The organism is Macrococcus sp. GL_134 (genome assembly GCF_057834705.1).
Genome location: NZ_CM174409.1, coordinates 85,880 through 110,438, shown reverse-complemented (window position 1 = coordinate 110,438; position 24,559 = coordinate 85,880). Strand labels below are relative to the sequence as shown.

Annotated in this window: 27 protein-coding genes and 1 pseudogene; 8 read left to right on the top strand and 20 right to left on the bottom strand. The window is 41.4% G+C overall.

Annotated features, from left to right (window positions below; all coding sequences use genetic code 11):
• Positions 1 to 10: 10 nt before the first annotated feature.
• Both AC3IPL_RS00595 and AC3IPL_RS00590 read right to left on the bottom strand, forming a co-directional pair.
• Positions 11 to 1,504: an FAD-dependent oxidoreductase gene (locus AC3IPL_RS00595; protein WP_489241145.1), complete on the bottom strand. Its 1,494-nt coding sequence runs from the start codon at positions 1,502 to 1,504 to the stop codon at positions 11 to 13.
• Between the two features lie 116 nt (positions 1,505 to 1,620).
• Positions 1,621 to 1,902: a hypothetical protein gene (locus tag AC3IPL_RS00590; protein ID WP_489241144.1), complete on the bottom strand. Its 282-nt coding sequence runs from the start codon at positions 1,900 to 1,902 to the stop codon at positions 1,621 to 1,623.
• A 387-nt stretch (positions 1,903 to 2,289) separates the two neighbouring features.
• Between AC3IPL_RS00590 and AC3IPL_RS00585 the strand changes: the two genes are divergently transcribed.
• Positions 2,290 to 3,627, top strand: coding sequence for a sodium-dependent transporter (locus tag AC3IPL_RS00585; protein WP_489241143.1), 1,338 nt, complete (start codon positions 2,290 to 2,292; stop codon positions 3,625 to 3,627).
• Positions 3,628 to 3,703: 76 nt separating this feature from the next.
• Complete coding sequence (locus AC3IPL_RS00580; RefSeq protein WP_489241142.1) at positions 3,704 to 4,528, top strand: YitT family protein; 825 nt, start codon at positions 3,704 to 3,706, stop codon at positions 4,526 to 4,528.
• An 83-nt stretch (positions 4,529 to 4,611) separates the two neighbouring features.
• On the opposite strand, the pseudogene AC3IPL_RS00575 reads toward AC3IPL_RS00580, so the two are convergent.
• From AC3IPL_RS00575 to AC3IPL_RS00535, 9 genes and pseudogenes are all read right to left on the bottom strand, one after another.
• Positions 4,612 to 4,929 (bottom strand): annotated as a pseudogene (locus AC3IPL_RS00575) (Na+/H+ antiporter subunit G); the annotation flags it as partial.
• Complete coding sequence (locus tag AC3IPL_RS00570; protein WP_489241141.1) at positions 4,907 to 5,191, bottom strand: Na(+)/H(+) antiporter subunit F1; 285 nt, start codon at positions 5,189 to 5,191, stop codon at positions 4,907 to 4,909. The pseudogene AC3IPL_RS00575 and the gene AC3IPL_RS00570, both read right to left, overlap by 23 nt.
• Positions 5,188 to 5,673 carry a Na+/H+ antiporter subunit E gene (locus tag AC3IPL_RS00565; RefSeq protein WP_489241140.1) on the bottom strand — a complete coding sequence of 162 codons (486 nt, stop codon included), beginning with the start codon at positions 5,671 to 5,673 and terminating at the stop codon, positions 5,188 to 5,190. Before AC3IPL_RS00565 ends, AC3IPL_RS00570 begins: the two co-directional genes overlap by 4 nt.
• On the bottom strand, positions 5,673 to 7,133 hold the full coding sequence (locus AC3IPL_RS00560) for a proton-conducting transporter transmembrane domain-containing protein (protein WP_489241139.1): 1,461 nt from the start codon (positions 7,131 to 7,133) through the stop codon (positions 5,673 to 5,675). Before AC3IPL_RS00560 ends, AC3IPL_RS00565 begins: the two co-directional genes overlap by 1 nt.
• A complete protein-coding gene (locus tag AC3IPL_RS00555) occupies positions 7,126 to 7,458 on the bottom strand; it encodes a Na(+)/H(+) antiporter subunit C (RefSeq protein ID WP_489241138.1) in 333 nt (110 codons plus the stop codon). Before AC3IPL_RS00555 ends, AC3IPL_RS00560 begins: the two co-directional genes overlap by 8 nt.
• Positions 7,455 to 7,880, bottom strand: coding sequence for an MnhB domain-containing protein (locus AC3IPL_RS00550; protein ID WP_489241137.1), 426 nt, complete (start codon positions 7,878 to 7,880; stop codon positions 7,455 to 7,457). Before AC3IPL_RS00550 ends, AC3IPL_RS00555 begins: the two co-directional genes overlap by 4 nt.
• A complete protein-coding gene (gene mbhE, locus AC3IPL_RS00545) occupies positions 7,867 to 10,218 on the bottom strand; it encodes a hydrogen gas-evolving membrane-bound hydrogenase subunit E (protein WP_489241136.1) in 2,352 nt (783 codons plus the stop codon). Before mbhE ends, AC3IPL_RS00550 begins: the two co-directional genes overlap by 14 nt.
• A 17-nt stretch (positions 10,219 to 10,235) precedes the next feature.
• Positions 10,236 to 10,772 (bottom strand): tyrosine-type recombinase/integrase, encoded by a 537-nt coding sequence (locus AC3IPL_RS00540; RefSeq protein ID WP_489241135.1) that lies wholly within the window; start codon positions 10,770 to 10,772, stop codon positions 10,236 to 10,238.
• Positions 10,773 to 10,837: 65 nt separating this feature from the next.
• Complete coding sequence (locus AC3IPL_RS00535; protein ID WP_489241134.1) at positions 10,838 to 11,320, bottom strand: pyrimidine dimer DNA glycosylase/endonuclease V; 483 nt, start codon at positions 11,318 to 11,320, stop codon at positions 10,838 to 10,840.
• Positions 11,321 to 11,504: 184 nt separating this feature from the next.
• On the opposite strand from AC3IPL_RS00535, the gene AC3IPL_RS00530 reads away from it, so the two are divergent.
• On the top strand, positions 11,505 to 11,993 hold the full coding sequence (locus AC3IPL_RS00530) for a pyridoxamine 5'-phosphate oxidase family protein (RefSeq protein WP_489241133.1): 489 nt from the start codon (positions 11,505 to 11,507) through the stop codon (positions 11,991 to 11,993).
• A 56-nt stretch (positions 11,994 to 12,049) separates the two neighbouring features.
• Here the strand turns inward: AC3IPL_RS00530 and AC3IPL_RS00525 are convergent, their stop codons facing one another.
• From AC3IPL_RS00525 to AC3IPL_RS00490, 8 genes are read right to left on the bottom strand one after another with little or no spacing between them, the layout of a single operon-like run.
• A complete protein-coding gene (locus AC3IPL_RS00525) occupies positions 12,050 to 12,865 on the bottom strand; it encodes an alpha/beta fold hydrolase (protein ID WP_489241132.1) in 816 nt (271 codons plus the stop codon).
• Between the two features lie 14 nt (positions 12,866 to 12,879).
• Positions 12,880 to 13,908 (bottom strand): glycosyltransferase family 2 protein, encoded by a 1,029-nt coding sequence (locus tag AC3IPL_RS00520; protein ID WP_489241131.1) that lies wholly within the window; start codon positions 13,906 to 13,908, stop codon positions 12,880 to 12,882.
• 53 nt (positions 13,909 to 13,961) lie between these two features.
• Positions 13,962 to 15,440: a phytoene desaturase family protein gene (locus AC3IPL_RS00515; RefSeq protein WP_489241130.1), complete on the bottom strand. Its 1,479-nt coding sequence runs from the start codon at positions 15,438 to 15,440 to the stop codon at positions 13,962 to 13,964.
• A gap of 17 nt (positions 15,441 to 15,457) precedes the next feature.
• Positions 15,458 to 16,321, bottom strand: a complete 864-nt coding sequence (locus tag AC3IPL_RS00510) for a phytoene/squalene synthase family protein (RefSeq protein WP_489241129.1) — start codon at positions 16,319 to 16,321, stop codon at positions 15,458 to 15,460.
• A complete protein-coding gene (locus AC3IPL_RS00505; RefSeq protein WP_489241128.1) occupies positions 16,308 to 17,684 on the bottom strand; it encodes a phytoene desaturase family protein in 1,377 nt (458 codons plus the stop codon). Before AC3IPL_RS00505 ends, AC3IPL_RS00510 begins: the two co-directional genes overlap by 14 nt.
• Positions 17,650 to 17,832: an FAD-dependent oxidoreductase gene (locus AC3IPL_RS00500; RefSeq protein WP_489241127.1), complete on the bottom strand. Its 183-nt coding sequence runs from the start codon at positions 17,830 to 17,832 to the stop codon at positions 17,650 to 17,652. The genes AC3IPL_RS00505 and AC3IPL_RS00500 overlap by 35 nt, the downstream gene beginning before the upstream one ends.
• Positions 17,833 to 17,843: 11 nt before the next feature.
• A complete protein-coding gene (fni, locus tag AC3IPL_RS00495; RefSeq protein WP_489241126.1) occupies positions 17,844 to 18,884 on the bottom strand; it encodes a type 2 isopentenyl-diphosphate Delta-isomerase in 1,041 nt (346 codons plus the stop codon).
• A complete protein-coding gene (locus AC3IPL_RS00490; protein ID WP_489241125.1) occupies positions 18,881 to 19,387 on the bottom strand; it encodes a glycosyl-4,4'-diaponeurosporenoate acyltransferase CrtO family protein in 507 nt (168 codons plus the stop codon). The genes fni and AC3IPL_RS00490 overlap by 4 nt, the downstream gene beginning before the upstream one ends.
• Positions 19,388 to 19,475: 88 nt before the next feature.
• On the opposite strand from AC3IPL_RS00490, the gene AC3IPL_RS00485 reads away from it, so the two are divergent.
• The 5 genes from AC3IPL_RS00485 (at position 19,476) to kynA (ending at position 24,128) form a co-directional block, all read left to right on the top strand.
• On the top strand, positions 19,476 to 20,909 hold the full coding sequence (locus AC3IPL_RS00485) for a protein adenylyltransferase SelO (protein ID WP_489241124.1): 1,434 nt from the start codon (positions 19,476 to 19,478) through the stop codon (positions 20,907 to 20,909).
• Positions 20,910 to 21,012: 103 nt separating this feature from the next.
• Positions 21,013 to 21,294, top strand: coding sequence for a GNAT family N-acetyltransferase (locus AC3IPL_RS00480; protein WP_489241123.1), 282 nt, complete (start codon positions 21,013 to 21,015; stop codon positions 21,292 to 21,294).
• Positions 21,295 to 21,388: 94 nt separating this feature from the next.
• On the top strand, positions 21,389 to 22,660 hold the full coding sequence (gene kynU, locus AC3IPL_RS00475) for a kynureninase (RefSeq protein ID WP_489241122.1): 1,272 nt from the start codon (positions 21,389 to 21,391) through the stop codon (positions 22,658 to 22,660).
• Complete coding sequence (gene kynB / locus AC3IPL_RS00470; protein WP_489241121.1) at positions 22,660 to 23,292, top strand: arylformamidase; 633 nt, start codon at positions 22,660 to 22,662, stop codon at positions 23,290 to 23,292. The genes kynU and kynB overlap by 1 nt, the downstream gene beginning before the upstream one ends.
• The gene (kynA, locus tag AC3IPL_RS00465; protein WP_489241120.1) at positions 23,289 to 24,128 is read left to right on the top strand and encodes a tryptophan 2,3-dioxygenase; all 840 of its coding nucleotides are present in this window, start codon (positions 23,289 to 23,291) and stop codon (positions 24,126 to 24,128) included. Before kynB ends, kynA begins: the two co-directional genes overlap by 4 nt.
• 84 nt (positions 24,129 to 24,212) lie before the next feature.
• On the opposite strand, the gene AC3IPL_RS00460 is transcribed toward kynA, so the two are convergent.
• Complete coding sequence (locus AC3IPL_RS00460) at positions 24,213 to 24,518, bottom strand: hypothetical protein (RefSeq protein ID WP_489241119.1); 306 nt, start codon at positions 24,516 to 24,518, stop codon at positions 24,213 to 24,215.
• Between the last annotated feature and the right edge of the window lie 41 nt (positions 24,519 to 24,559).

The window sequence follows — 24,559 nt, the reverse complement described above, 5'->3', positions numbered from 1 at the left end:
TTCTATAGCGTTATCTAGAAGAGAGATCTTTAGAAGCAGGTCCTTCCAACACTTTGCCATCGCAGTCAAATCGCGACCCGTGGCAGGCACAGTCCCATGTTTTTTCACCATCATTGAAACTGAGAACGCAGCCCATATGTGTGCAGAACGGACTAACAGTATGTTCTTCTCCGTTCCGATCTTTATAGACCGCTTCAAATTGACCATCATTTAAAAATATGGCTGCTTCATCAGTTTTCAGGGCATCGCGGTCAGTCCGGTAATCTTTTACCGCCTTGCCCTGACCTTTAACAGCTGTAAATGCTTTTTTAGCAGTCGCTTTCGCCTGGCTGCTTAATGTATCAATTCTCTGCGGCTTGAACAAGTCTTCGTACTTGTTAGCTGTGCCCATCACTAAGTCACGTAATACGACACTTCCGACAGCAGCAGTAGCAATACCGAACTTATTGTACCCGGTTGTAATGAACACTGTATTATCATTCTTACTGTATCTGCCGATCAACGGCATTTTGTCAGCCGTCATCATATCCTGAGCAGACCATTGATCAGTAATTTCATCAACATTGAACAGTTTTTTGGCATCATAGGCAAGACGTTCGTAAGCATGGGAGACATCATCCTTTGTTCCGACGACATGATTTTCACCGCCGACCAGTAAGCCGATTCCCTCTTCTGTAATATAGTGTCTTAACGAACGCTCAGGCATGTCTGCAACCTGAAACATCGCATATGGAATCGGCGTATGTTCTTTGGCGGCAACAATATATGACCGTTCAATCTCAAGGTGCAGTAGAAGGTTATGCTTAATATTCGCTATCGGGTAATGCGTCGCACATATAACATGGTTAAAAGAGACTTCCTGACCGTCTTCTGTCTCCACTGTATTTCCGTCGATTTTTTTGACCATCGTCTCTTCATAGAAAGTCACCCCGAGTTCCACACATTGATCTACCATAGCAGACAAAAACTTCAATGGGTGGAACTGGGCCTGATCATACATTTCAAGACCCATCGTCGTCTCAAACGGCAGCCCCATATCTTTTTCATGCAGCGTTCCATTGATACCCAGCTGCTGGTAAGCTTCATATTCTTTCTTGATTTTCTTTTCGCTTTCGCCGATAGTCACTTGAATGCTTGATAGAGTTTCCATGTCACAATCAATGTCATATTCATCTGCCAGACTTTTAAGAATTTCAATTCCATCCATCTGTGATTCATAGAATAGGCGAGCTTCTTTTTCACTGCGTTGTTTTATAATATCTTGATAAACAAGATGGTGCTGTGCCGTAATTTTAGCTGTTGTTCCAGCCGTCGTCACCTGTGCTAAACGCTGACCTTCTAGAACGGTTACTTGACGACCTGCTTTAGCGATTTGGTAAGCAGCAAGAATTCCTGCAATTCCACCGCCAATGACAAGAACATCTGTCTGTAAATCTTGAGTCAACTTTGGAAATGGGTTAAAGTGCGATGATTTCGTCCAATATGAAATATGTTCTTTTCTCATGTAAGTTCCTCCTCAATTATCTTCTTCCTCCATATACCCTCATTAAGTCAAGTTAGCCGAAAAATCATCGGCGGCTCTTCCCATGGAGATAAGTCGTCGATGATTCACTTTAACTGTTATTTAAACTGGTTATTTGATAGGTGCTGCCTTAAGGCGGTGGCACCGTAGAATGTCAAGCCTAAATCATAGATCAAACGGTTATTTCCTACTAACGTATTGTGATATGATAAGTAACATTTATCAGACAAGTGTTCGAAGTGAACTATAAAGATTTCTTCTGATACATCCGAGAATTGATTGACTGTCAAATTCTGCAGCTGCTCTAACGATAGTTTATTCGTCTTATGAAGATTGATAGTATGAAGAATGAAAAGTAATAATTCTCTATCTAAGTCCATATTTACACCTCCACTTGTCTGTTTTTTTAAACATTTTTATGAATTATACATATTAAATCATCTATCATCAACTAATATATATTTATATACCCTTATTTTAGAAAACATGCATCTCTGCTTGACTTAAAATTTTAACACTGATAATATAAGATAAATTCTAATAAACGAGGTTAAGACTATGAATCAGTTATTATACACACAACTTAACAAAGGTTGGCAGCTGTCATAATACTTATATTTGTGCCCGTCATAGATATAAGTCATCTATGACGGCTTCTTAACCATCGGAGGCCGGACGCATCCTATGCCCGGTCTCTCTTTATTGACCCGGCATATTATGCCAGGGTCTTTTTTGTTGGATAAAAAATAATGAAAAGAGGTAGGACAATGGAAACACAATCACAATGGAGTTCAAAGTTAGGTTTTATTCTGGCAAGTGCAGGTTCAGCAATCGGACTTGGTGCTATGTGGAAATTCCCCTATGTCATGGCTGACAACGGCGGTGCTGCTTTCTTATTCATTTTCGTGCTATTTACGATGCTGGTCGGGTTTCCATTACTGTTATCAGAATTTGTCATCGGCCGGCACAGTAATACTTACAGTACACAGAGCTTCGGTGTTTTAACAGGTCGCAAATCCTATAATTTAATCGGGCATTTAGGTAACATCGGTGTTTTTCTGCTGCTTAGTTTTTATAGTGTCATCGGTGGCTGGATCTTAATCTATATCATCCGGACGATAGTTATACTGGTAACAGGCAGTCCAACTCAAGATTACGAAGGTGTATTCGGCAGTCTGATCAGCAATCCGCTCTATGCAGTAGGAGGACAGGCATTATTCATTGTATTAACTGCTTTAATTGTTGTTAAAGGGATTCGGAATGGGATAGAACGGGCATCCAAGATAATGATGCCTCTGTTGTTTATTGCATTCATTATCATCATTATCCGTTCATTGACATTAAACAATGCCATGGAAGGTGTCAGTTATTTCCTGAAACCTGATTTTGCCAAATTATCAGCTGACAGCATTCTGTTTGCGCTCGGTCAATCGTTCTTCTCATTATCGGTTGGTTTCGGCGGCATGCTTACTTACGCATCCTATCTCAACAAGAAGACAGATTTGACCCAGTCAGGTCTTTCTGTTGTCGGGCTGAATCTTATCATTACTGTTCTGGCAGGACTTGCTATTTTCCCTGCAACCGCATCATTAGGCATTGAAGCTGCTCAAGGACCAGGTCTATTATTCATTGTGCTGCCTTACGTCTTTGATCAGCTGCCGTTTGGTCATTTGTTCTATCTGATTTTCTTGATGTTATTCTTCTTTGCAACGATTACATCATCTATTTCACTGCTTGAAATCAATGTGTCAAATGCTACAAAAAATCAAAATAGCAGACGGATTACAGCAGTAGTCTTACTCTCTATTGGTCTGTTCGTTCTTGGTATTCCTTCTGCCTTGTCATCTGGTATGTTGAGTGACGTGACATTCTTAGCAGGAACATTTTTTGATAATATGGATTTTCTTGTCTCAAATATACTGCTTCCGCTCGGCGCGCTCCTGTTCTCCCTATTTACCGGCTATGTCCTTGATCAGCGCATGTCACATAGCGAGCTGGTCACGCAGTCTTATCAGGAGCCATTATTCAAACTATGGATTTTCCTCCTTAAATTCGTTATTCCATTAGTCATTATCGGTGTATTTCTTTCGCTGATAATGAAATAGCAGCTTATTAAAATAGTCAGAAATCTAGAAGCCTCCGCTCTTGCTATAATAAAAGAAAACAGTTGAGGTAACGTTCATGCATTCTACCGTTCTTAAATACATTATCACCGTTATAGGTTCTTTGATCATTGCCGTCAGTTTCAATATGTTCCTGCTTCCACATGGAGTATTGAGCAGCGGCATCAGCGGTCTAGCACTGCTCTTTCATATTCTATTCAGTATTGATACTGGCCTGTTAAATATTCTGCTGAATTTACCACTGCTCATACTAGGTTATATGAAGCTGCAGAAGTCTATGATGTGGAACACTATTTTCTGTGTCATCATGGTTTCTGTCTTTTTGACACTCGTACCAGTTATCCAAGTGTCGGATAATCAGCTTTTGGATGTCGTTTTCGGCGGAGTCATCCTTGGTATCGGTATCGGTATTATTCTCAAGTATTCAGGGACAACTGGGGGCATGGATATCATTGCCATCATTATTTCACAGCGCAGCAATGTCTCAATCGGCTTAATATTGACTTTGTTAAATGGTGTTATCGTCTTAAGTTCCGGCTTCTTCTTCGACTGGGGCATTGCTCTACTCACACTGTTATCTATTTACATTTCAGGGAAAACTATTGATACGATTTATACATCTCATATTAAACTCACAGTTAATATCGTCACAACAGAAGGTGAAGCGATTAAAGCTGCTTTGATCAAAGACATCTACCGAGGAATGACCATTACTAATGGCTACGGTGGTTATTCGAATGAACCGCGTCAAGTAATTATGATGGTACTGACGCGCTATGAACTTAAGGACGTCATTGAAATCTGCAAAGCAATTGATCCTAATAGTTTCATCAATGTATATGAAACAACCGAAGTTCATGGCAACTTTGCACAGAATCATTAAAACCTTGATCGTCCAGTAGTGGACGGCCAAGGTTTTTTGTAGTTCATCATATTAAAATATCAGTTCAAATCTTCTATTTCCTTGTTATCTTTTGTATACACTTTTACGCCTGAATGATACGCTGCTCTTGTTATCAAGTGTCCAGCGACTGGGCTCGTTAAATACAAGAAGGCGATGCCGAGAATCAGTCTGACACTGAAATAATTGTCATTGACCATGAAATATATAAATACACCGGATAATGTCAGCAATACACCAAGCGTTGAACTCTTTGTCGCTGCATGGCTCCGAGTATAGACATCCTTAAATCTGACAAGCCCGAGCGTACTGATCAATGCCATCATACTCCCGAGCAAAATAACGAGTGCTGCCAACAGGCTAACGATTTCGTTTACGTTCAAAGATCACACCTCTTTCTATGAACCGGGATGTCGCAATCGTACTGATGAAGGCAAGCACTCCGATGATTAATATCGCTTCGAGATAGCTTCTTGTACTATAAATTACACTCATAATCGCAACAAATGACATGATGTTGACGCCTATCGTATCAAAAGCAACAACGCGGTCAGGCAGTGATGGCCCTTTGATCATTCTATAAAGCGCAAGGCACATCGCAATACCATAGATGACAAGTGCGGTTTTAATAATCAGCATAATCATGCGTATGCCACCTCCATAATCAATCGCTCATAATTTCTGATCGATTTTAAAAGCTTCTCATTTTCCAGAGAGTCTTGATTCAATGCATGGATGAGCAGCTTCGAATTATCATCTGATATTCTAAGCACCACTGATCCAGGTGTCAATATAATTAGCAGCGTCAATATAGTGATCTGCCAGTTCTCTTTAAGCTCTGTTTCATAAGTGACGAGTCCTGGATGAATTTTTTCAGCATGGAACAAAATATATCTGCTTGTCGTTAAGCTCGATGTCAGCAGTTCATAGTTAAACACAAGAAACAGCTTTAATATCACCCATACTTTATAGAGGTAAAACTTTCCCCCAAAAAAACGGTTGATGAAAAACACGATAATAATTCCTACCATATAACCGCGGAGAAATGTGGATAAATAGAACTGATCCTGATCTCCAAATAATGTCCATAATACTGCAATAAGAATATTAAGCAGAAATTGTGCCATTAATTTTCGCCTCCTGTCATCATGGTTTCAGTATAAGTCTCTACATCCATTGATTGAATCAATTCAATCAATGGATTGGCAAACAATGATATGCATAATGACAGTGTAAGCAGCAGAATCATAGCCGCATATTGATGACGATGTATAGGTTCGAACGATCTATCAGTGCTGAGCTCCGCTGCTTCTCCGAGAAATACTTTGATGAACATTCTAAGCAGTGTGTAGAGGCTGATAATACTCGTGATAATCATGATGATAGTCGCTGTATATTCACCACTATCCAGACCCGCTTGAATAATCATCAATTTCCCGGGAAATCCTCCGAACGGTGGAACACCGCCGATGGTAAGTGTGATAAGGAAAAATATAACACCGAGTACAGGAAATGCTTTGATCAGCCCCTTATTATCTCTGATCAATCTAGTGTGAAGCTGATGAATGATGGTACCTGCTGTTAAGAATAATAGGGCTTTGATGATCATATCATTCAGCAAATATAATATGGCCCCGTTCAGTCCAGCTGAACTGTCTGTTGCCAGACCGAAAATAATAATACCGATAGATAGGATAATCTGATAACAGATCATATATTTGATATCTCTATAGGCCAGCACACCGATACACCCAATAATCATCGTAATGATACTCATATCAAGTATTAATACATGCGTGACTGAAGAATGAACTGAAAAAATAACTGTAAATACGCGCAATAACGCATAGACACCGACTTTAGTGAGTAACGCCGAAAATATAGCGGAATTCTCAGTCGACAGTACAGCATAAGATTTTGGCAGCCACATGAACAACAGTAAGGCTGATTTCAAACTGAATACTACTAAAAACAGCAGTGCGATAATAATCGTATAACTCGTCATACCTGTACTGGCTACACGTTCTGACAGATGAGCAAAACTGAGTGTCCCGTATGTCCGGTAAGTCAGACCAATGGCAATTAAAAATAACCATGAACCGACGATATTAATGACCACATATGGGATACTTGCTTTGAGCTGCGCTGTTCGGTTGCCGATTGCAAGCAGTACGAATGAAGCGAGCAGTGTCACTTCAAACTGGACGAATAAATTGAATATATCAGCTGTTAGAAATGAGCCGTTGACGCCAACCAGCAGAAACAAAATAAATGGAAACTTCACATCTTCCCGCAACGGTCTATGATAACCATAGAGTAGTACTAGACTGGTCACGAGAAGACTGACTGATGACAACGACAGACTTAACGCATCACCTGCAAACTGAATACTATAAGGCGCCTTCCATCCTCCGAAATTGATAACCAGCATTCCGTTCACCGCTGAATAATAGGCCAAATACAATGAAATAATACCAGAAACAGCCAGTGCAGCGATTGACAGCAGCCGTTGGTAGTGAGGATAGATGAATAGAATAATGCCGCTCAGCAATGGCACGATAAGTGGAATCAACAATAAATTATTCATCATCATATCCTCCTAACGCATCAATATGACTGTTATTTGTTTTCTTATACATTCTATAAATAAGAACCAACAGAAATGCTGTAATGGCAAAGCTGATGACAATAGCAGTCAAAATCAAAGCTTGCGGTAATGCATCAACATAGTTTGAACCTTCACCGATAATCGGAACATCTTTGCCCGCTCTGCTCATCGATAATAGGAATAAGTTTGCACCGTGACTGATAATACTAGTGCCGATAACAATCCTAATTAAATTTTTTGATAAAATCAGGTAAACCCCGACAAATGTGATCATCCCTATGATGATAATTAATAATCCGCTCAATCTACATCACCACTAATCGTTAATAATATAGTCATTACAACACCAAGTACTGTCAGCAATATTCCAAATTCAAATAATGTGACAGTCGACAGATGAAACTCTCCGAATAAAGGCATCATAAAATAATCATCATACTGCGTCAAAAATTCATCGCCATTTAGCAGTGGTATAAACAACGTAGAGATAGAAATTAAACTGCCAAAAATAATGAGCAAGTTAAAGTTAAAGGGCAGAGCTTCTTTAATCCGTCCTGCATCAAATGTTAAAAACATCAAAATGAATCCCGAAGCAAACACAAGACCCCCGATAAACCCTCCGCCAGGTCCATTATGTCCATTGAAGAATATATAGAATCCAAATGTCAGGATAATAATGATGACGAGTTTAGAGATGGTTTCCAGCAGCACATCATTTTCTTTCAAGTTCTCGTCCTCCTCTTTGCGGCTGTCTGATCAACATGAATATACCGAGTCCCGTGATCAACAGCACAACGCCTTCAAGCAATGTATCAAATGCTCTGAAATCTCCGAGTATCGCATTGACAATATTTTTACCGCCTGTCAGCTTGTAAGCATTCTCATAATATATGGAAATCGAGTCAAACAACTCATAGTTACCTGACACAAATAACAATGTCATCACGAGGATACTCATGCCTCCTGCAATTGCAAAACTGACAATCTGATTGAAACGACTTTTGCGTTCCACTTCCAGGTCAGGAAGATGATAAAAACAAGTCAGGAACAGCACTGTTGTAATGGTCTCTATAACCAGCTGAGTCAAAGCAAGGTCAGGCGCATGCATATAAATGTAAATAATAGAAACACCGTAGCCGACTGCACCGGCTAAAATCGTCGCTGTCATACGTGACTGTACAAACAGCAGCGCGCACAATGCAGTGAGAATAAACAGCGTCAAAATTAGACTGTACAAGGACGGCGTCTGCCAGTCAAACATCATAAATTCATCAACTAACACATACAAAGTCACCGGGAGCGAGACCGTTAATATGACGGCAAACAGAAACATCAAATAATGGTTCAGACGGTCCGTCATAATTCTTCGGATGGCTGCACGACTGATGACGTCGACGCGTCTTAATGTTTCTTTGTAGACAACGTTCAACCACATCTCTTTTCGCTTCGGATAAATACGCTTGTACCAACCAGTAAGGAAGCATATACTTCCGACAACGAATACTGTCACTGTCATCCATAAGGGCATGTTAAATCCATGCCATGGTTTAATAGGATGAATCAGTTCAGCTGTATCATATGTAATAACTGACTGGATGGCCGGTGTGATTAAATAATGAAGAAGGACATTCGGCGCAAAGAATAGTACGATGATGAGTCCTCCTAGAATAGCCGGTGCTGCAAGCAGTCCTAGATTCTCTCCAGCAACTTCTTCAATATGACGTTCTGCTAGAAATGTACGGGCAATCATCACGACACTATATAAAAATGTCCCGATGCTCGCTATCACACCAAGTGCAATAAGCAGCCAAGCAAATGGTAAACTCCCCGCTCTTGCATCACTCAGCGCCGTAAAGAACAATTCTTTACTTAAGAATCCATTTAACAATGGAACACCTGCCATCGATAATGCTGCAAGCGTCATGATGACGAAAGTAACAGGAAGTACTTTTCTCAGGCCGCCGAGCTTATACAAATCTCGCGTGTGCGCAGCATGGTCAACGATTCCTGTCCCCATAAACAAAGCTGCCTTGAATACTGCATGATTGATAATATGCAGTAAGCAGGCTGTAAGTGACAGCACAACAAGTTCATGATGACGCGTATCATTGACATCAAATGCAGCAAGCCCAATCATCGATACGATCATTCCGAGTTGGCTGATAGTAGAATATGCCAGCAGTCCTTTCAGATCAGACTGTCTCACTGCAAAAATACTACCGATCAGCATCGTGATCAGTCCATTCAATATGAGTATCCATTGGAAGACCGGCTCCCCACTGAACACCGGCAGAAAACGAATCAGCAAGTAAATCCCTGCTTTGACCATTGTGGCAGAGTGCAGATAAGCACTAACAGGTGTCGGTGCTTCCATCGCATCCGGCAGCCAAATATGAAATGGGAACTGAGCAGATTTGGTCAATGCACCAAGCAGAATCATCGCCATTGCAAAATAATAGAGAGAGCCTTTGTCCATTTCCTCGGACATCTGAATCATCTGATCAATCTGATTTGTGCCAGTGATGATATATAGCGCGATAAATCCCAGCAGCATCATCATGCCACCAGACACAGTAATAAGGAACGACTTCAATGCGCCTTCCCGTGACTTTTCTTTTTTGTACCAGAAACTGATCAATAGGAATGATGCAATACTTGTTAACTCCCAGAAAATGTAGAGAACGATAGTGTTATTGGAGAGAACAACCCCGTACATCGCAACCATAAATAACATTAAAAATGAATAAAATCGTGGTAAGTTTTCACTTTTAGACATGTAAAAGACTGAATAGAAGATAACGAGCAGGCCGATGACTGAAATCAAGGAGAAAAAGATAAGGCTCAAGCCATCCAGTCGGAACGAAAAATGAATATCCAGCTGTGGAATCCATGTCAACCGAGTACTGAATGTGGTACCTGAAAATATTGCGATAAGACTAAACATCGTACCGACGAGCGGATACGCAAGAGCAATATAACCTGTATGTAATGTATTGATATAACCTTTCAATAACCAGAAGGCTGGAATAATGATCAGGCCGAGCAGTAAAAACAGTATGAGCATAAGTCACATCCTTACTTCTATAGATTTAAATGGAGTTCTTTATTGACGGGAGGTTCTATTTGAATAAATTTATAAGTTTCACTCTTTGACTGATGCCCCAGCAAATGCTGCAGCGTATGAATACCCATGTGGTGCTGATAAGCGTGGTAAGCAAATGTTTTTTTCAATGACTGTGCACCGATATGCGCATCCAGCTGCAATGTCATCACCGCTTCATTAATAATGCGATACACTTGCTGTCTTGTCAGCGGCTGTTTCGTCTTAACGGATTGAAAGAGGTAATCATCACTTCTAAGATGATGCTGTTGTATGAAGGATGTCAAATCGGATAACAGATAATCAGGGAGATGAATATCGTAATGATGAATATGGAATGTCTTAAGTGCACCTTCTTCTATAATGTCCTGCACTTTCAATGTTACGATGTCATTTAATTTAAGGGGGATATTAATGCTGATGACAAAAAATAAATAGTCACGTATATTCGAATGATAAAAGTAAGATTTCAATGATTCAATCATCTGAAGTTCTTTAATGGGACTGACACTGAGCATACACAATCCTCCTTATGTTACATATTCATAATATCAAATGATTAAGTAACATTGAAGAAATGTGCCTATCTTTTGGCAGTCAATGATACACCACATCTCGGCGCAATTTGATCATCCAGCCATTTCTGATGAAGCAGCTCACGGTAGAGTCCATAGACGTCTTCACCATATACTTTGACGTCTCCATAGACATAGAATGGCGGAATACGTTTGTCATCAAACGAATGATAATGGTGTTCAATCAGTTCACTCAGTCGCAGTAAATCATTTCTGAATGCCTCATTTCTATTGCCTCCTCTACGTTGATGCTCTACATCACAGGCATGAAGGAAGTGAAGTGCATCCGGCAGGAACGGATGACCTTCATGATAAATATGTTTGACGATGGGATGAGATAAATAACGTGTATTACCCTCGATGATGTTCATCTCGGCAAGACAAACACGGATAATCTGATACAGTTCAAGTACTTGTTTAGAGAGGCGTCTATTATCAAGATACATCGCTGACTGTTCATGGCTTTCAAAAGGACGAAAAATTTGCATCATTTCACCTGTTTCATTTATTTTTTTAATGTTTTATGTGACCTTTAACATAATCTTTACCCTTAATGATCATGAATTAGTACATAGACATTGATTTAACATAATAAAGTTGATGATCACTGCTTATTGTTTGTAATCATCTGTCAGCTCTAGTAGGGTGAAGATAACAATCAACGGAGGTGCTAGTATGTCAGAACAATTATCTAACAATGAAAAGCGTGAACGTCTCTATGAAATCATTAAGAAGAACGATACTGCGATGATGACAACTCTATCAGAAGGCAAGTTAGTTTCACGACCAATGAGTTATCAGGAAGCTGAAGAAGATGGCAACTTATGGTTCATTACAAAACGAGATACCGAAAAAGCAGATGAACTGCTGGAAGACAACCGAGTGAACGTCTCATTCTCAAAAGAAGGCTATGTATCTATTTCAGGAACCGGTCAGTTAGTAGATGATCTGGAGCTGAAGAAAAAATACTGGAACAAGGCGATGGATGCATTCCTTAAAACAACTTATGACGATCCGAATGTCGTCCTCATTAAAGTGGAAGCAGAATCTGCTGAATACTGGGGCACTGACCAGACGACCAAAACCATTATCCAAGGATTGAAACGCCTCGTCAACGCAGATAACAAGGAAGATTCAAAAATGAATCAGACACTCGATTTATAAGAGTAAACAAGAGAAAAGGAAATCCCAGTCAACGGGATTTCCTTTTCTCTTGTCATTCACCTATAGAACTCAACAAGACGCGTCACTAACTGATGCGGGCACGTCATCGGCATCCAATGGCCTTCTTCATCAAAAACTTCACTAACAAACGTGCCGTTAACATAATACAATGAATGCTGCATCTGGGCGATTGTCAGAGCCGGGTCTTTGGCACCGATGATACCCAGGACAGGCACTGACACATTCGGCATGTTTTTGATCCAGCCTATATTACTGATATTGAAGTTAGCACGGTACCAGTTCAATCCAGCAGTCAGTCTGCCCGGCCTTGGCAGATCTTCTAACCATTGCTGCTCCAATTCCTCAGATTCACCCGCCATTTTACGTAATACAAAATAATTTCCTGCACTCAATACTTTTTCGGCGATGCCCCGCTGCAAGAATAATCCGACGTATGAACCTTTGAAGAGCTGCTTCAATGTCCCTCGTCTGAAATATGCCTTCGGATGGCCGACACTGAGCGCCACATAGCTCTCCACAACTGTCGGATAATGAGCTGCAAAATACCATCCTAATATAGAACCCCAGTCATGACCGACCACTTTGATGTTGTGAATCTGCAGCGCATTCAGCAGATCAAATAAATCTTTTGCTGACTGTTGAATCGTATAATCCTCTGCCAGTTGAGTCTTACCGTAACCTCTTAAATCAGGCGCAATGACACGATAGCCTTCAGCGTTGAGGAGAGAAATCATATGTGTCCATAATTTAGAAGAGTCAGGGAATCCATGGAGCAGCAGAACTGGAACTCCTTCCCCTTGATCAATGACATGATAATTCAGTCCGTTCAGTTCGATATTAAAGCCATTCATTGCAATCACCTCTTTTAAAATTTAATACGGCGTCCTTTCCATTTCACTTCTTTTCGGATAAAAGTATAATAAGCAGATTGCAGGAACACATAGATAAAAAAGGAAAAAGCGACAGGAAACAGCAAGGCGGTAACGCGCGTAAAACTTCCTGTTCTTTTTGAAATAACGTAAAAATAACTCGAGTAAATTAAATAACTAATTATTGCTATCATTAAATGAGTTGTAGTTGTTAATCCGCCCCATATAATAAACAGCGGCAGTGTTACAGACCCCATCATCCACATGACAATCAATGCCATCACTGACGGCAGCGTCTTAGTGGCTCCTGTAGCAAAGTGTTTTGCCCAGCCATCAATCATTGACCGTAACCCATGAGGATACATTCGAAAGTTCAATGTTCCTCTGCCAAGAAGCAAGGTCACTGGAAGTCCATTGTCATGGAAATGATCAGCCAGTGCAAAGCCTTCAATCATCGCGCCGGCTGCCCCTTTATGACCGCCTGTCTGATGATAATCTTCATATGAACAGAGAATAAATGGGCCAAAAGCACCGGTATTTTCTTTAGGTCTGATAATAGAAAAAATATTCATACCTGTTACAGTTAGTATATTGAACATTACAGATAACTGCTCATACCAGTGTTTCGTTATATGATACGGCTGTATGGCAATGAGCCCCTGGTTGTAAGAAGTGATGATTCTTCGCAGCGATGTATCATCTTCAAACCATGTATCAGCATCCATAAACGCCAGTAATTCTCCTTGCGCATGTCGTGTCCCTTCGTAACAGGCAGCTGTCTTCCCTTTCCAGTCAGACAGATTATTGAAATGAATGACTCTGACACCGAATTCTTCAGCAATAGCGGCTGTATCGTCAGTCGACCCGTCATTGACCACTATGACATCCGCTGCTATGTTCTGTTGTTCGATGGATTGCAGTAGTTTAGGCAATTTGTCGGCTTCATCTCTTGCCGGAATAATAATACTGACGGTAGGCAGCTGATGCTTCGCTATTGTACTGACGCCTGGATTTCTGACATACATCAAATAGCCACAAATCAAAGATAGTAACATCAGACCTGTAAATGCAAACAGCATTACCGGTCACGCTCTGCAATCATTCTACCGACTTGTTGACCGCTGAGTGTCACCATCGGCATACCGCCTCCTGGATTAACAGTCCCGCCGACGAAATATAAATTATCAAAATGATCGCTCTTCTTTGGATGTTTGAAGCCATTATTCTTCTTACGGTCTGATAGTGTTCCGTATATCGCTCCGCGGTCAGAACCATATACCCGTTCGATGTCAGCAGGCAGCCACAAATCTTCTGTGACAATATGCTGCCGAAGATCGGTAAGTCCCATCTTTTCCAATTTGATTAATACACGTTCCCTTAAATTTGCATAGTCCAGTGCTGAAAAGTCTTTGTGCTGCAGATGAGGAATGTGCGGTAATATTTTGATGTTTTCATGGCCGGACGGTGCCTGCGAAGGATCGGTCTTATTCGTATTAACGAGATAGATAGTCGGATCATCCGGCAGCACTTTGTCATGGAAGACTTGTCTGTAATTGCGTTTAGAATCATTGGAAAAAAAGAAATTATGATGTGCAAGCTGAGGATATTCCCGGTCCACTCCAATATGCATCACTAAGCCTGAACTCGTCGGTTCAAATTTTTTCTTCAATTTTTTGATATTTTTTGGTGGTTGATCAAGCAGCTGTTCGTATAGTGGAATCACTTCCATATTGGAGACAAAATAATCAGCGGTAACTGTTGTTCCGTCACTTAATTGAACAGATTGTATCGTTCCATCGACTTGATTCATATGAATGATTTCAACACCCGTATGAATCTTAACACCAATGTCACGGGCAAGCTGGGTGATTCCTTCAGCAAGCTTATGCATGCCGCCTGAAACATACCATGCTCCTTGTTCATGCTGCATATGTATCATCATATTTAAGACAGCAGGTGCATCGTACGATGATGATCCGACATATTTGATAAAATAGCCGAGCATATCACGGAATTCAGGATTACTGATGTACTTGTTGATAGCTTGCTGCATCGTACTGAAATAGTCAAATCCTTGCAATGCTGTCAACGGGCCGTGATGTTTTATCAGTGGTATTTTCTGATCGATGCCACGTGCGAAGTAGCTGTCTTTAGTCAGTTCATGAATACGACCGGCATAATCCAGGAAGTTCCTGTATCCCTCTATATCCTGAGCTGATAAATAAGGGTTCTCCTGTGCCATAACAGCTAAATCACCGTATAAATTATATGTATGACCGGACGGGAAAAAAGCACGCCATTCTAATGGCAGTCTCATTATTTTCACATAATCAGCCATATGGGTATCACTTTTTTCAAACAATTCTTCAAAGATATAAGGCATAGTTAAAATAGATGGTCCTAAATCAAAACCAAAGCCATCCTGCTCCAACCGGTTCAATTTGCCACCGATATGATCATTCTTCTCATAAAGAGTGACATCATAACCTTGCTGCACTAATGTAATCGCTGATGAAATCCCGCCTAGTCCGCCACCGATGACCACTACTTTCTTCATTGTCAGTCCTCCTTTAATCATCTTCCTAAATACTGCTTAGCCTGCTGCCTGAGCATTAACTTCTTAGTCGATGACACTTTATTTCTACGTGTTAAACAGTCGTAGTTGTGAGCTCTTACTTCGTCGATAATCCCTCGGTATACCATCGCTGATAATAACAACGGCAACTGTGCTTCTTTCTTATAATAACTAATGGACTCATAAAACTGATCGTAAATCTTCTCAGCATATTGAGCTAAATATTCCCACATCGCAATAAATTCAGCATTTACTTGACGGTCTTCAATCGCTTGAATACAGCCATATTGTTCGATGACTTCGACAGGAATATAGATACGCTGATGATGTTGATGATCTTCTCCTATATCCCTTAAGATATTAGTGATCTGCATCGCTACACCGAGTTCTTCAGCATTTTGCTTCATGGCTTCGCTGCAGTGTTCTGATAGGATCGGCAGCAGCATCCGTCCCACTGAGCCGGCAACGCGGACACTATAATGTCTTAAATCTTCAAGCGTCTTCGGTTGTGTGAAATCAATATCCTGTTCTTGTCCTGCAATCTGCCAGTAAAACATGGTCAAATCAAGCTCATAACGGTTATGTACGTCCCGTAAGGCGCGCCACATCGGATGATTGATGTCTTGTCCTGCTGAAAAATCATCTAACTCTTTCTTAAAAGCTGCTAAATGAGCAGAACTTTCCTCTTGATTATGTGCTTCGTCAACTATATCATCAACCATACGACAGAACGCATATACTGCATATACTGCGTCAGCATCATATTTCGGTAGTTCTTTGAACGCATAATAGAATGACTTCGAATGTTTTTTTATGAGATTTTGGCAATACTCATAATCTTTCCTTAGCCTATTGCGATCCATGGCGATCACTTCCTGTCATTTGGTCATCAAGCATTAATTCACCTGCCGCAATTTTGGACGACAACAGCACGATGGGAACACCTGCCCCAGGATGGGTACTGCTTCCTGTGAAGTACAAGTTGTCACATGCCACGGCTTTACTTTGAGGACGCAGATGATTGCTCTGGAACAATGTTGGCTGAAGTCCAAAAGTAGCGCCGTTATATGCATTAAAACGATTATTGAAATCGACGGGGGTGACACGTGTTTCTGTGACAATTTCGTTTCTGATATTACTCATCCCCGGCAGCTGTTCGAGCTTAGCTAACATCTTATTTCTGTAGTAGCGTTCAGTTTCCTCATTCCATTCATACTGCGCTGTTTTGAGTTCTGAAATCGGCATCAACACATAGAGCCCATCTTTACCTTCAGGCGCAAGGGATGGATCAAGTTTAGAAGCGATATACATATAGAGCGATGGATCTTCAATGGTGCTGCCATCAAAAATCTGCTTAATATTTTTATCCAGATCACCTGAGAACACAAAGTTATGTACATTCGGTATTTCTTCATATTTCTTATCCATGCCGAGGTACATCACGTAACAAGAACACGAATAGTCCATACGATCGATTTTTTCATCTGTATACTTTCCTTTTGCGTCGTTATCCTGTACAAGATGTTTCATCGCATAAGGGAAGTCGGCATTGCACATGACATAATCCGCACTGAACATACCGTAAGGGGTTTTAATACCAACCGCTTGTTGATTCTGCACAATAATTTCGTCTACCGATACATTGTAATGAATGACGCCGCCGAGCTCTTCAAATAGCTTTGCCATTCCTTTGGCCATCGTATACATTCCGCCCTTGATGAACCATATACCATACAAAAATTCAATCATCGGTATAATGGTATAGAGTGATGGACTCTTAGATGGGGACACTCCAATATATAATGTCTGAAAGCTGATCATATCGCGCATCCGTTTGTCCTTGATGTATTTATTCATTGTATTTTCGGCATTACCGAGCGTTTTCAGCTTCAATCCTTGATTCAGTATATCTAAGTTGTAGAAATCTCTTTTGTTTCTGAAAGGGCGCTGAAGGAAATGATTTTTTGCGATATTGAATCTACTGTATAGATCACTGATATAACGCAGAAATCCTTCAGAATCCTGTTCACTGACTCCTTCAAATAATTCTATAAGCTGTACAAGATCGTTGGATACTTCGAGCTTTTCTGTACCATTATTGAAGTAGCCGCTATACATAGGATTCAGTTTCTGCATTGGAATATAATCGTCAGCATCACGTCCCGCAAGTTCAAATATCTCTCTGTATAGTTCAGGCATCATCACAATGGTCGGCCCAAGAATCAAAGGAATATCCCTCTCGAGTAATACGATGCATTTTTCCTCCCGGCAATGCTTCTTTCTCAAATATCTCTACTTGGTACCCTTCATTTTGAAGACGGATGGCACTTGCAAGACCTGCAACACCAGCACCTATCACAATCACTTTTTTCATTGTCATTCTCCTCACTTTAAACCTCGCTGCTGCTGCCAGGATATTAATTCCGGAGTCAGTACGATAGATTTTTTCTTAATTTCTGTTAATGACCGTGCGCCAAGCATGAGTGCAATCATCTTGAGGTGTTCTTTGAAAGTATTGATATAATCAATGGCTCCTGCTGTTCCCTGCTCTTCAATTAACAGCAGCATCGTGCGTGACATTCCCACTGCTTTTGCACCAAGTGCATAACACTTCATAGCGTCGAGAGGATGTCGTATACCCCCGCTTGCCAGTATATCGAGCTCCGGATAGGCACTTGATTCCAGCAATGACTCTACTGTCGTCTGTCCCCAGCCCTTTAAATAGGTCATGTCTCTCAAATCACGACGTTCATTCTCAATATGTATAAAGTTGGTTCCTCCGCGACCACTGATATCAACGATTTTCACGCCTATAGCAGCTAATTCACTGAATGTTTCTGTGCTTAATCCGAAACCTACTTCTTTAATAATGACAGGAACCGGTGAACGCCTGACAATAGCTTCTATGTTGCTCAACCATGCTGAAAACTGTCTATTTCCTTCCGGCATGACGAGTTCCTGCGGGGCATTGACATGAATTTGCAGTGCATCTGCTGTTATCATCTCTACTGCACGTAATGCCAGGTCAACATTGACGTCAGCACCAACATTCGCAAAGATCACGCCATCAGGATTCTGCTTCCTGGCTACGGAATAGGACTTGACAGCACTGGGCTCCATTAACGCCGCATGCATCGAGCCGACAGCCATAGCTACTTGTGTTTCACGTGCAACGATGGCCAACTGCTCATTAATCATCGCAGCACGTTCACTTCCACCAGTCATGGCATTAATATAAATCGGAGTTTGAAATGTCAGCGGTCCAACAGTTGTCGAAAGATTCACATCTTCTAAATCAATAGGCGGTATCGACTGATGGACAAAACGGACGTCATCAAATGATGACGTCTCAACTGCCGGATGACTCACCGCTAATTCTATATGTTCATTTTTACGCTGCGATCTCTTATTTTCTTTGTCATTCATAGTGAATCATCCTCGCTTCCAAAAGGAATCATACGCCTGTTTCTTTTCGTTTCAATCGCTTCTATTCTTGGTCTATTATATCTCTGGGCAATAATAAAAGGGAAATTGCTGACGACTCCAAACAAGATATTCAGCACCGCCGCCCATCTCGGATTCCATAACAAAAACAACATACCGTAAAACATCGTCATCCAGTGCGTCAGTTCTGCCCGTCTCATTTCTATTAAAAAGGCGGCTAATGTGGCATCGTTATAAGATGGTATTGTCTTTTTGTTATAGCCGCTTCTAATGAACATACTGCCGTCAGGTAATCGATTTTTCCATTTCTTTACCCTAAAAAATTGGTTCCATACTTCCCCTTGACGTTCCCATGAAAAAACTTTGAATAGTTTGCTTGAACGTCTGAAAAAAGAGCGGGGAATTCTACTCATTATTAAAGAATTGCCTATATTGACAGCCGTCCAGGCCAGTGTATTTACTGCTATTAATTTTCTCCACATCATTCTCACATCCTTCGCCTTATGAGCCTTTCACTCACCCTTCCCTCGTTCAGATGTTAAACTGAAGAAAACATTAACTATTGGGAGGTATATGATGAGCGGTAATCATTGGAACTTTGATAATTCCTATACAGCACTTCCTAGTGAACTTCATACCCTTACTCAGCTTCAACCAGTCAAAAAGCCTGAATTTGTTGTAAAAAATACACAACTTGCATATGAACTCGATGTCGATCCGTCGATTTTTAATTCAGTAGATCCATTTGCCGGAAATCGTTTGTTTGATGGCTCACAGCCGTTAGCACAAGCTTACGCAGGGCATCAGTTCGGTCATTTCTCGATATTAGGTGACGGACGAGCCTTGTTGCTCGGGGAACACGTGAGCAACAACAAACGCGTTGATATTCAGTTGAAAGGTTCCGGTAGAACGCCTTATTCCCGCATGGGAGATGGTCGTTCACCCCTTGGGCCGATGCTGCGTGAATATATCATTAGTGAAGCGATGCATGCGTTATCAATCTCTACTACTCGAAGCCTCGCTGTTGTATCGACCGGAGAAAGTGTACAACGAGAATCTTCGTTACCTGGTGGTGTGCTGACACGCGTCGCAGCCAGTCATATCCGCGTCGGAACTTTTGAATATGCCGTCCGGCTGGAAGACAGTGAGATTATTCGAGCGCTGGCAGATTACACGATCAATCGACATTATCCAGAGCTCGACCACGAAGAGAACAAATACCTCGCGCTGCTCGATAAAGTCATCGACCAGCAGGCAGCTTTAATCGCTAAATGGCAGGCAGTCGGCTTTATTCATGGCGTGATGAATACAGACAATATGACTATCAGCGGAGAAACCATTGATTACGGACCATGTGCTTTCATGGATACATTTTATTCTGGCACCGTCTTCAGCTCAATCGATGTCCAGGGCCGTTATCAATATCAAAATCAGCCGGGCGTCGGTTTATGGAATTTATCACGCTTTGCTGAAACATTGATCACTTTGATTGATTCCAATGAAGCAGCAGCTATCGAACTTGCTGAACAATCATTGAAACAGTATGAACAGCTTTATACGACTTACTATTTAAATGAAATGGGGAAAAAGCTCGGCCTTCATCAGCTGGCAGAAGGCGACGAAGACATAATCATCGGGCTGCTGGATATGATGGAAGCACATGAATTAGATTACATGACTACTTTCCGGACACTGAGTAATAATAAGATTGAAGATATTACGATCCGTAACAACGCTGACTTTACAGACTGGTACCAACGCTGGCAGCAGCGTATCCGTTCTCAAGAACAACCTTATCAGCTGATGAAGTCTGTCAATCCAGTCGTTATCCCAAGGAATCATCTTGTCGAAGAAGCTTTGAAACAGGCAGTCGAACATGATGATTACACTCCATTCCACCAGCTTATAGCAGCCGTCACAGCCCCTTATGAAGAGACTCATGCAGACAAATATTCAAGAGGGCCGGCTCCATCTCAACAAGTTTTCCAGACATTTTGCGGGACATAATTGAATGCAGCCGTGGTTTAATGGACGTCGAAACGGGTATGGAATCAATATAAGCTGCTATTCATTCGAGTTAAATTGACAAAATTCAAGGAGTGGAGAACATATGGTACAAATTAAACGTGGGGAAGACAAGTTCTACGTTGGAGACAAAGAAAACGCACCTAAAGGAATTATGACATTTCTGATTCAGGATAATGACACAGTTGTCATCGACCATACTGAAGTTGATGACGACTTAAAAGGTCAAGGCGTCGGAAAAGAACTCGTAGCTGCCGGTGTAAAAGAAGCACGTGAGAAAAATTTAAAGATTATTCCTGAATGTCCTTATGCAAAGAAAGTATTAGAAGAAAATCCAGATTATAAAGACTTAATTATAGCAGAATAACAATGAGCTGGCCTGAGGGTCAGCTTTTTATGTTGGAAAAGAAAGCGTTTTCTCTTGAACTTCGACTGATTCCTTATACAATTAAATAAAGGAGATGACAGAGATGACGAGAGATTATTTAAAACAGCTCGATTCAAAAGACACCCTCGCTAAGTTCAGAGATGAATTTTATTTGACAGATGATGTCATTTATTTTAACGGAAACTCACTTGGTTTAATGAGCAAGCGTGCGGAGTCTTCACTTTATGAAGTGATGGAGACGTGGAAACAGTACGGTATAGACGGCTGGATGAAAGGAAAACGGCCGTGGTTTTACTTTAATGACGAGCTGGCTGAACTGATGACACCGCTTGTTGGTGCTGCACCTGAAGAAGTATGTGTGACCGGCTCAACGACAACGAATATTCATCAGATGATTTCAACGCTTTATCAGCCGACAGAAGATCGCTACAAAATTTTAGCCGACGAGTTGAATTTTCCTTCTGATATTTATGCGTTGAAATCCCAGCTGCGGTTGAAAGGGTTTGATGACACTGCTTTAGTTCAAGTCCAGTCAAAAGACGGTCAGACACTGATGACAGAAGATATTGTGGCTCAGATGACAGATGATGTCGCTCTTATCCTGCTGCCGGGCGTTCTCTACCGGAGCGGTCAGATACTTGATATGAAACAGCTGACTACTGAAGCACATAAGCGAGGTATTATGATCGGTTTTGACTTATGCCATTCAATCGGTTCTGTTCCTCATGAACTCAGTAAATGGGACGTCGATTTCGCGGTCTGGTGTACTTATAAACATTTAAACGGCGGTCCTGGCAGCGTCGGCGGTTTATATTTAAACAATAAGCATCACGACCATGCGCCGGGTCTTGCCGGATGGTTCGGTTCTGATAAGAACAAACAGTTCGATATGGCGCATGATTTCGAGAAAGCAATTGACGCCAGCGCCTATCAGATTGGCACGCCTCATATGCTGAGTGCCGCACCACTAATCGGTGCGCTTGAAATGATGAATGAAGCAGGAATTGATGCCGTGCGTACTAAGTCTTTGCTTATGACTGACTTATTGCTTGAGCTTGTGACTGAAAATTTAGTGCCGTTCGGCTTTGTTATTACTACACCACTTGATCATGATAAGCGCGGCGGCCATCTTTATATCGAGCATGAGGAAGCAGCACGTATTACAAAAGCGATGAAAGTAGCAGGTGTGATTCCTGATTTCCGTGCACCAAAAGGTATTAGAATGTCCCCAGTTGCTTTATATAATACTTTTACTGAACTGTACGATGCAGTGATGATCATCAAGACCATTATGGCTGAGGAGAAATATAAGGAATTCGAAAATGAAAGAGAGGTCGTCGCATAATGAGCTGGATTGATATCTCGCAGCCGCTGACGAATAATATTGCCCACTGGCCGGAAGATCAGCCCTTTATTTATGAGACAACAGTGACAAAGGAAAATTCCGGTTCTGTGAACATCGGCCGCATGACAACGAGTACTCATATCGGAACACACGTCGATGCACCGTTTCATTATGATACAGCCGGCCGACGAATTCTTGACTTAGACATCAACCGTTATATCGGCGACTGTACCGTAATTGATTTAAGTGGCTATGATGCCATTTCAGCAGCAGCACTTCAATCACAGCTGACTGAACGAGTTGAACGTGTATTGATCAAAACATCACTTCCTAACAATCCGGAACATTTCCCGGAAAATGTTCCTGGGGTCACTAAGGACGGGGCTGAATATTTGAATTCGCTCGGTGTTAAACTCATCGGTGTCGATACACCTTCAGTCGATGACATTTCAAGTAAAGCTTTAGAAGGTCATCACGCGCTTTATGAACATGATATATATATTCTTGAGAATGTTATGCTGGACAATGTCATGCCCGGCAACTATGAATTGATCGCCCTGCCTCTTGCTTTAAAAGACGCTGACGGCAGCCCTGTTCGTGCAGTCATCCGACCAAAAGGAGCGGTGTCATGACTAAGCATCAAGCATTTGAAGATGAGCAGAACATTCATACAGATTTCAGGAAGGACATGACATACAGCAGTTATCTCGGTCTCGAGACATTGCTTGCCAGTCATCATCCACTCAGCGGTCATCATGATGAAATGCTGTTCATCACTGTCCATCACGTCAGCGAAATATGGATGAAGCAGCTGATTCATGAACTGAAAGCTGCCGTCCATAACGTTCAGCACGATCAGTTCGGCGAAGCATTCAAGAAACTTGCGCGTGTGTCACAAATTCAGCAGCAGATCAAAAATGTATGGGATGTGCTCTCTACATTGACGCCAAGCGAATATTTAGAGTTCCGCGATAAGCTGGGCCATTCTTCAGGCTTCCAGTCCTATCAGAATCGGGTGATTGAATTTTATCTCGGCTATAAGACAGATTATATACTGAAGATTTATTCACATGAGCCGGAAATTCATGCGCAGCTGCTTGAAGCCTACAGCACACCGAGCCTTTATGATGCGGCGATTCATGCCCTGCATCGTGCTGGACTTAATATTGATGCTGATGTCCTTGAGAGAAAGCCTTGCATTACTTACACAGCGAATGACAGCGTGAAAGAAGCTTGGAAAGAAGTCTATAGAAACAGCGAAAAATACTGGCAGTTGTATGAACTTGCCGAAGAACTTGTCGATATAGAAGATCTATTTCAGCAGTGGCGGTTCAGACATATGAAAACAGTAGAACGCATCATTGGATTTAAAGTCGGTACTGGTGGTTCGCAAGGAGTCAATTATTTGAAGAAAGTGCTCGACCAGTACTTCTTCCCTGAATTGTGGCAGCTGCGAACTGAACTGTAATGAAACATCTTATCTCATTAAAAAAGCGGCCTTCAAATGTGGTTTGAAGGCCGTTTCTCGTTAATTTCCACGTTAAATCTTTTTCTATTCAGCCGTGCTGTTCGTTTTATAGATTTTAATCGCTATTGTATAACCATCCAGTTCCAGCTTCAGTTCTTTATCGTTACTTACATGCTGTGCTGCAATAGCCTCTCCTGCTTTTTGACGTGGTTCTCTCTCCACCTGGTTGAGGCGGTAGAAGTCCATCTTACGCTCACTCTTTTCGACTTCTTCTAGTTCTCGCTCGAGACGGTTTCTGTCTGCTGTCTTTATCATGGAACTACTATAATTGACTGGTTTATAGTTTTCCACTAGTTCTAAATCTGCTAAAATATCTGCTCTTGTTCTCATCTTTTGCCCCCCGGTTATTTTAGTCACAAAAAAATAGCTCA

What these genes read in the sequence shown, in the direction of transcription:
- kynA (WP_489241120.1), top strand. Translation starts at nt 23,289, where the DNA reads ATGACTAAGCATCAAGCATTTGAAGATGAGCAGAACATTCATACAGAT.
- AC3IPL_RS00585 (WP_489241143.1), top strand. Translation starts at nt 2,290, where the DNA reads ATGGAAACACAATCACAATGGAGTTCAAAGTTAGGTTTTATTCTGGCA.
- AC3IPL_RS00530 (WP_489241133.1), top strand. Translation starts at nt 11,505, where the DNA reads ATGTCAGAACAATTATCTAACAATGAAAAGCGTGAACGTCTCTATGAA.
- AC3IPL_RS00515 (WP_489241130.1), bottom strand. Translation starts at nt 15,440, where the DNA reads ATGAAGAAAGTAGTGGTCATCGGTGGCGGACTAGGCGGGATTTCATCA.
- AC3IPL_RS00510 (WP_489241129.1), bottom strand. Translation starts at nt 16,321, where the DNA reads ATGGATCGCAATAGGCTAAGGAAAGATTATGAGTATTGCCAAAATCTC.
- AC3IPL_RS00535 (WP_489241134.1), bottom strand. Translation starts at nt 11,320, where the DNA reads ATGATGCAAATTTTTCGTCCTTTTGAAAGCCATGAACAGTCAGCGATG.
- AC3IPL_RS00490 (WP_489241125.1), bottom strand. Translation starts at nt 19,387, where the DNA reads ATGATGTGGAGAAAATTAATAGCAGTAAATACACTGGCCTGGACGGCT.
- AC3IPL_RS00480 (WP_489241123.1), top strand. Translation starts at nt 21,013, where the DNA reads ATGGTACAAATTAAACGTGGGGAAGACAAGTTCTACGTTGGAGACAAA.
- AC3IPL_RS00570 (WP_489241141.1), bottom strand. Translation starts at nt 5,191, where the DNA reads ATGATTATGCTGATTATTAAAACCGCACTTGTCATCTATGGTATTGCG.
- AC3IPL_RS00595 (WP_489241145.1), bottom strand. Translation starts at nt 1,504, where the DNA reads ATGAGAAAAGAACATATTTCATATTGGACGAAATCATCGCACTTTAAC.
- AC3IPL_RS00580 (WP_489241142.1), top strand. Translation starts at nt 3,704, where the DNA reads ATGCATTCTACCGTTCTTAAATACATTATCACCGTTATAGGTTCTTTG.
- AC3IPL_RS00460 (WP_489241119.1), bottom strand. Translation starts at nt 24,518, where the DNA reads ATGAGAACAAGAGCAGATATTTTAGCAGATTTAGAACTAGTGGAAAAC.
- AC3IPL_RS00500 (WP_489241127.1), bottom strand. Translation starts at nt 17,832, where the DNA reads ATGAAAAAAGTGATTGTGATAGGTGCTGGTGTTGCAGGTCTTGCAAGT.
- mbhE (WP_489241136.1), bottom strand. Translation starts at nt 10,218, where the DNA reads ATGCTCATACTGTTTTTACTGCTCGGCCTGATCATTATTCCAGCCTTC.
- AC3IPL_RS00565 (WP_489241140.1), bottom strand. Translation starts at nt 5,673, where the DNA reads ATGGCACAATTTCTGCTTAATATTCTTATTGCAGTATTATGGACATTA.
- AC3IPL_RS00560 (WP_489241139.1), bottom strand. Translation starts at nt 7,133, where the DNA reads ATGAATAATTTATTGTTGATTCCACTTATCGTGCCATTGCTGAGCGGC.
- AC3IPL_RS00590 (WP_489241144.1), bottom strand. Translation starts at nt 1,902, where the DNA reads ATGGACTTAGATAGAGAATTATTACTTTTCATTCTTCATACTATCAAT.
- AC3IPL_RS00520 (WP_489241131.1), bottom strand. Translation starts at nt 13,908, where the DNA reads ATGTATGTCAGAAATCCAGGCGTCAGTACAATAGCGAAGCATCAGCTG.
- AC3IPL_RS00540 (WP_489241135.1), bottom strand. Translation starts at nt 10,772, where the DNA reads ATGCTCAGTGTCAGTCCCATTAAAGAACTTCAGATGATTGAATCATTG.
- fni (WP_489241126.1), bottom strand. Translation starts at nt 18,884, where the DNA reads ATGAATGACAAAGAAAATAAGAGATCGCAGCGTAAAAATGAACATATA.
- AC3IPL_RS00525 (WP_489241132.1), bottom strand. Translation starts at nt 12,865, where the DNA reads ATGAATGGCTTTAATATCGAACTGAACGGACTGAATTATCATGTCATT.
- kynU (WP_489241122.1), top strand. Translation starts at nt 21,389, where the DNA reads ATGACAGAGATGACGAGAGATTATTTAAAACAGCTCGATTCAAAAGAC.
- AC3IPL_RS00485 (WP_489241124.1), top strand. Translation starts at nt 19,476, where the DNA reads ATGATGAGCGGTAATCATTGGAACTTTGATAATTCCTATACAGCACTT.
- kynB (WP_489241121.1), top strand. Translation starts at nt 22,660, where the DNA reads ATGAGCTGGATTGATATCTCGCAGCCGCTGACGAATAATATTGCCCAC.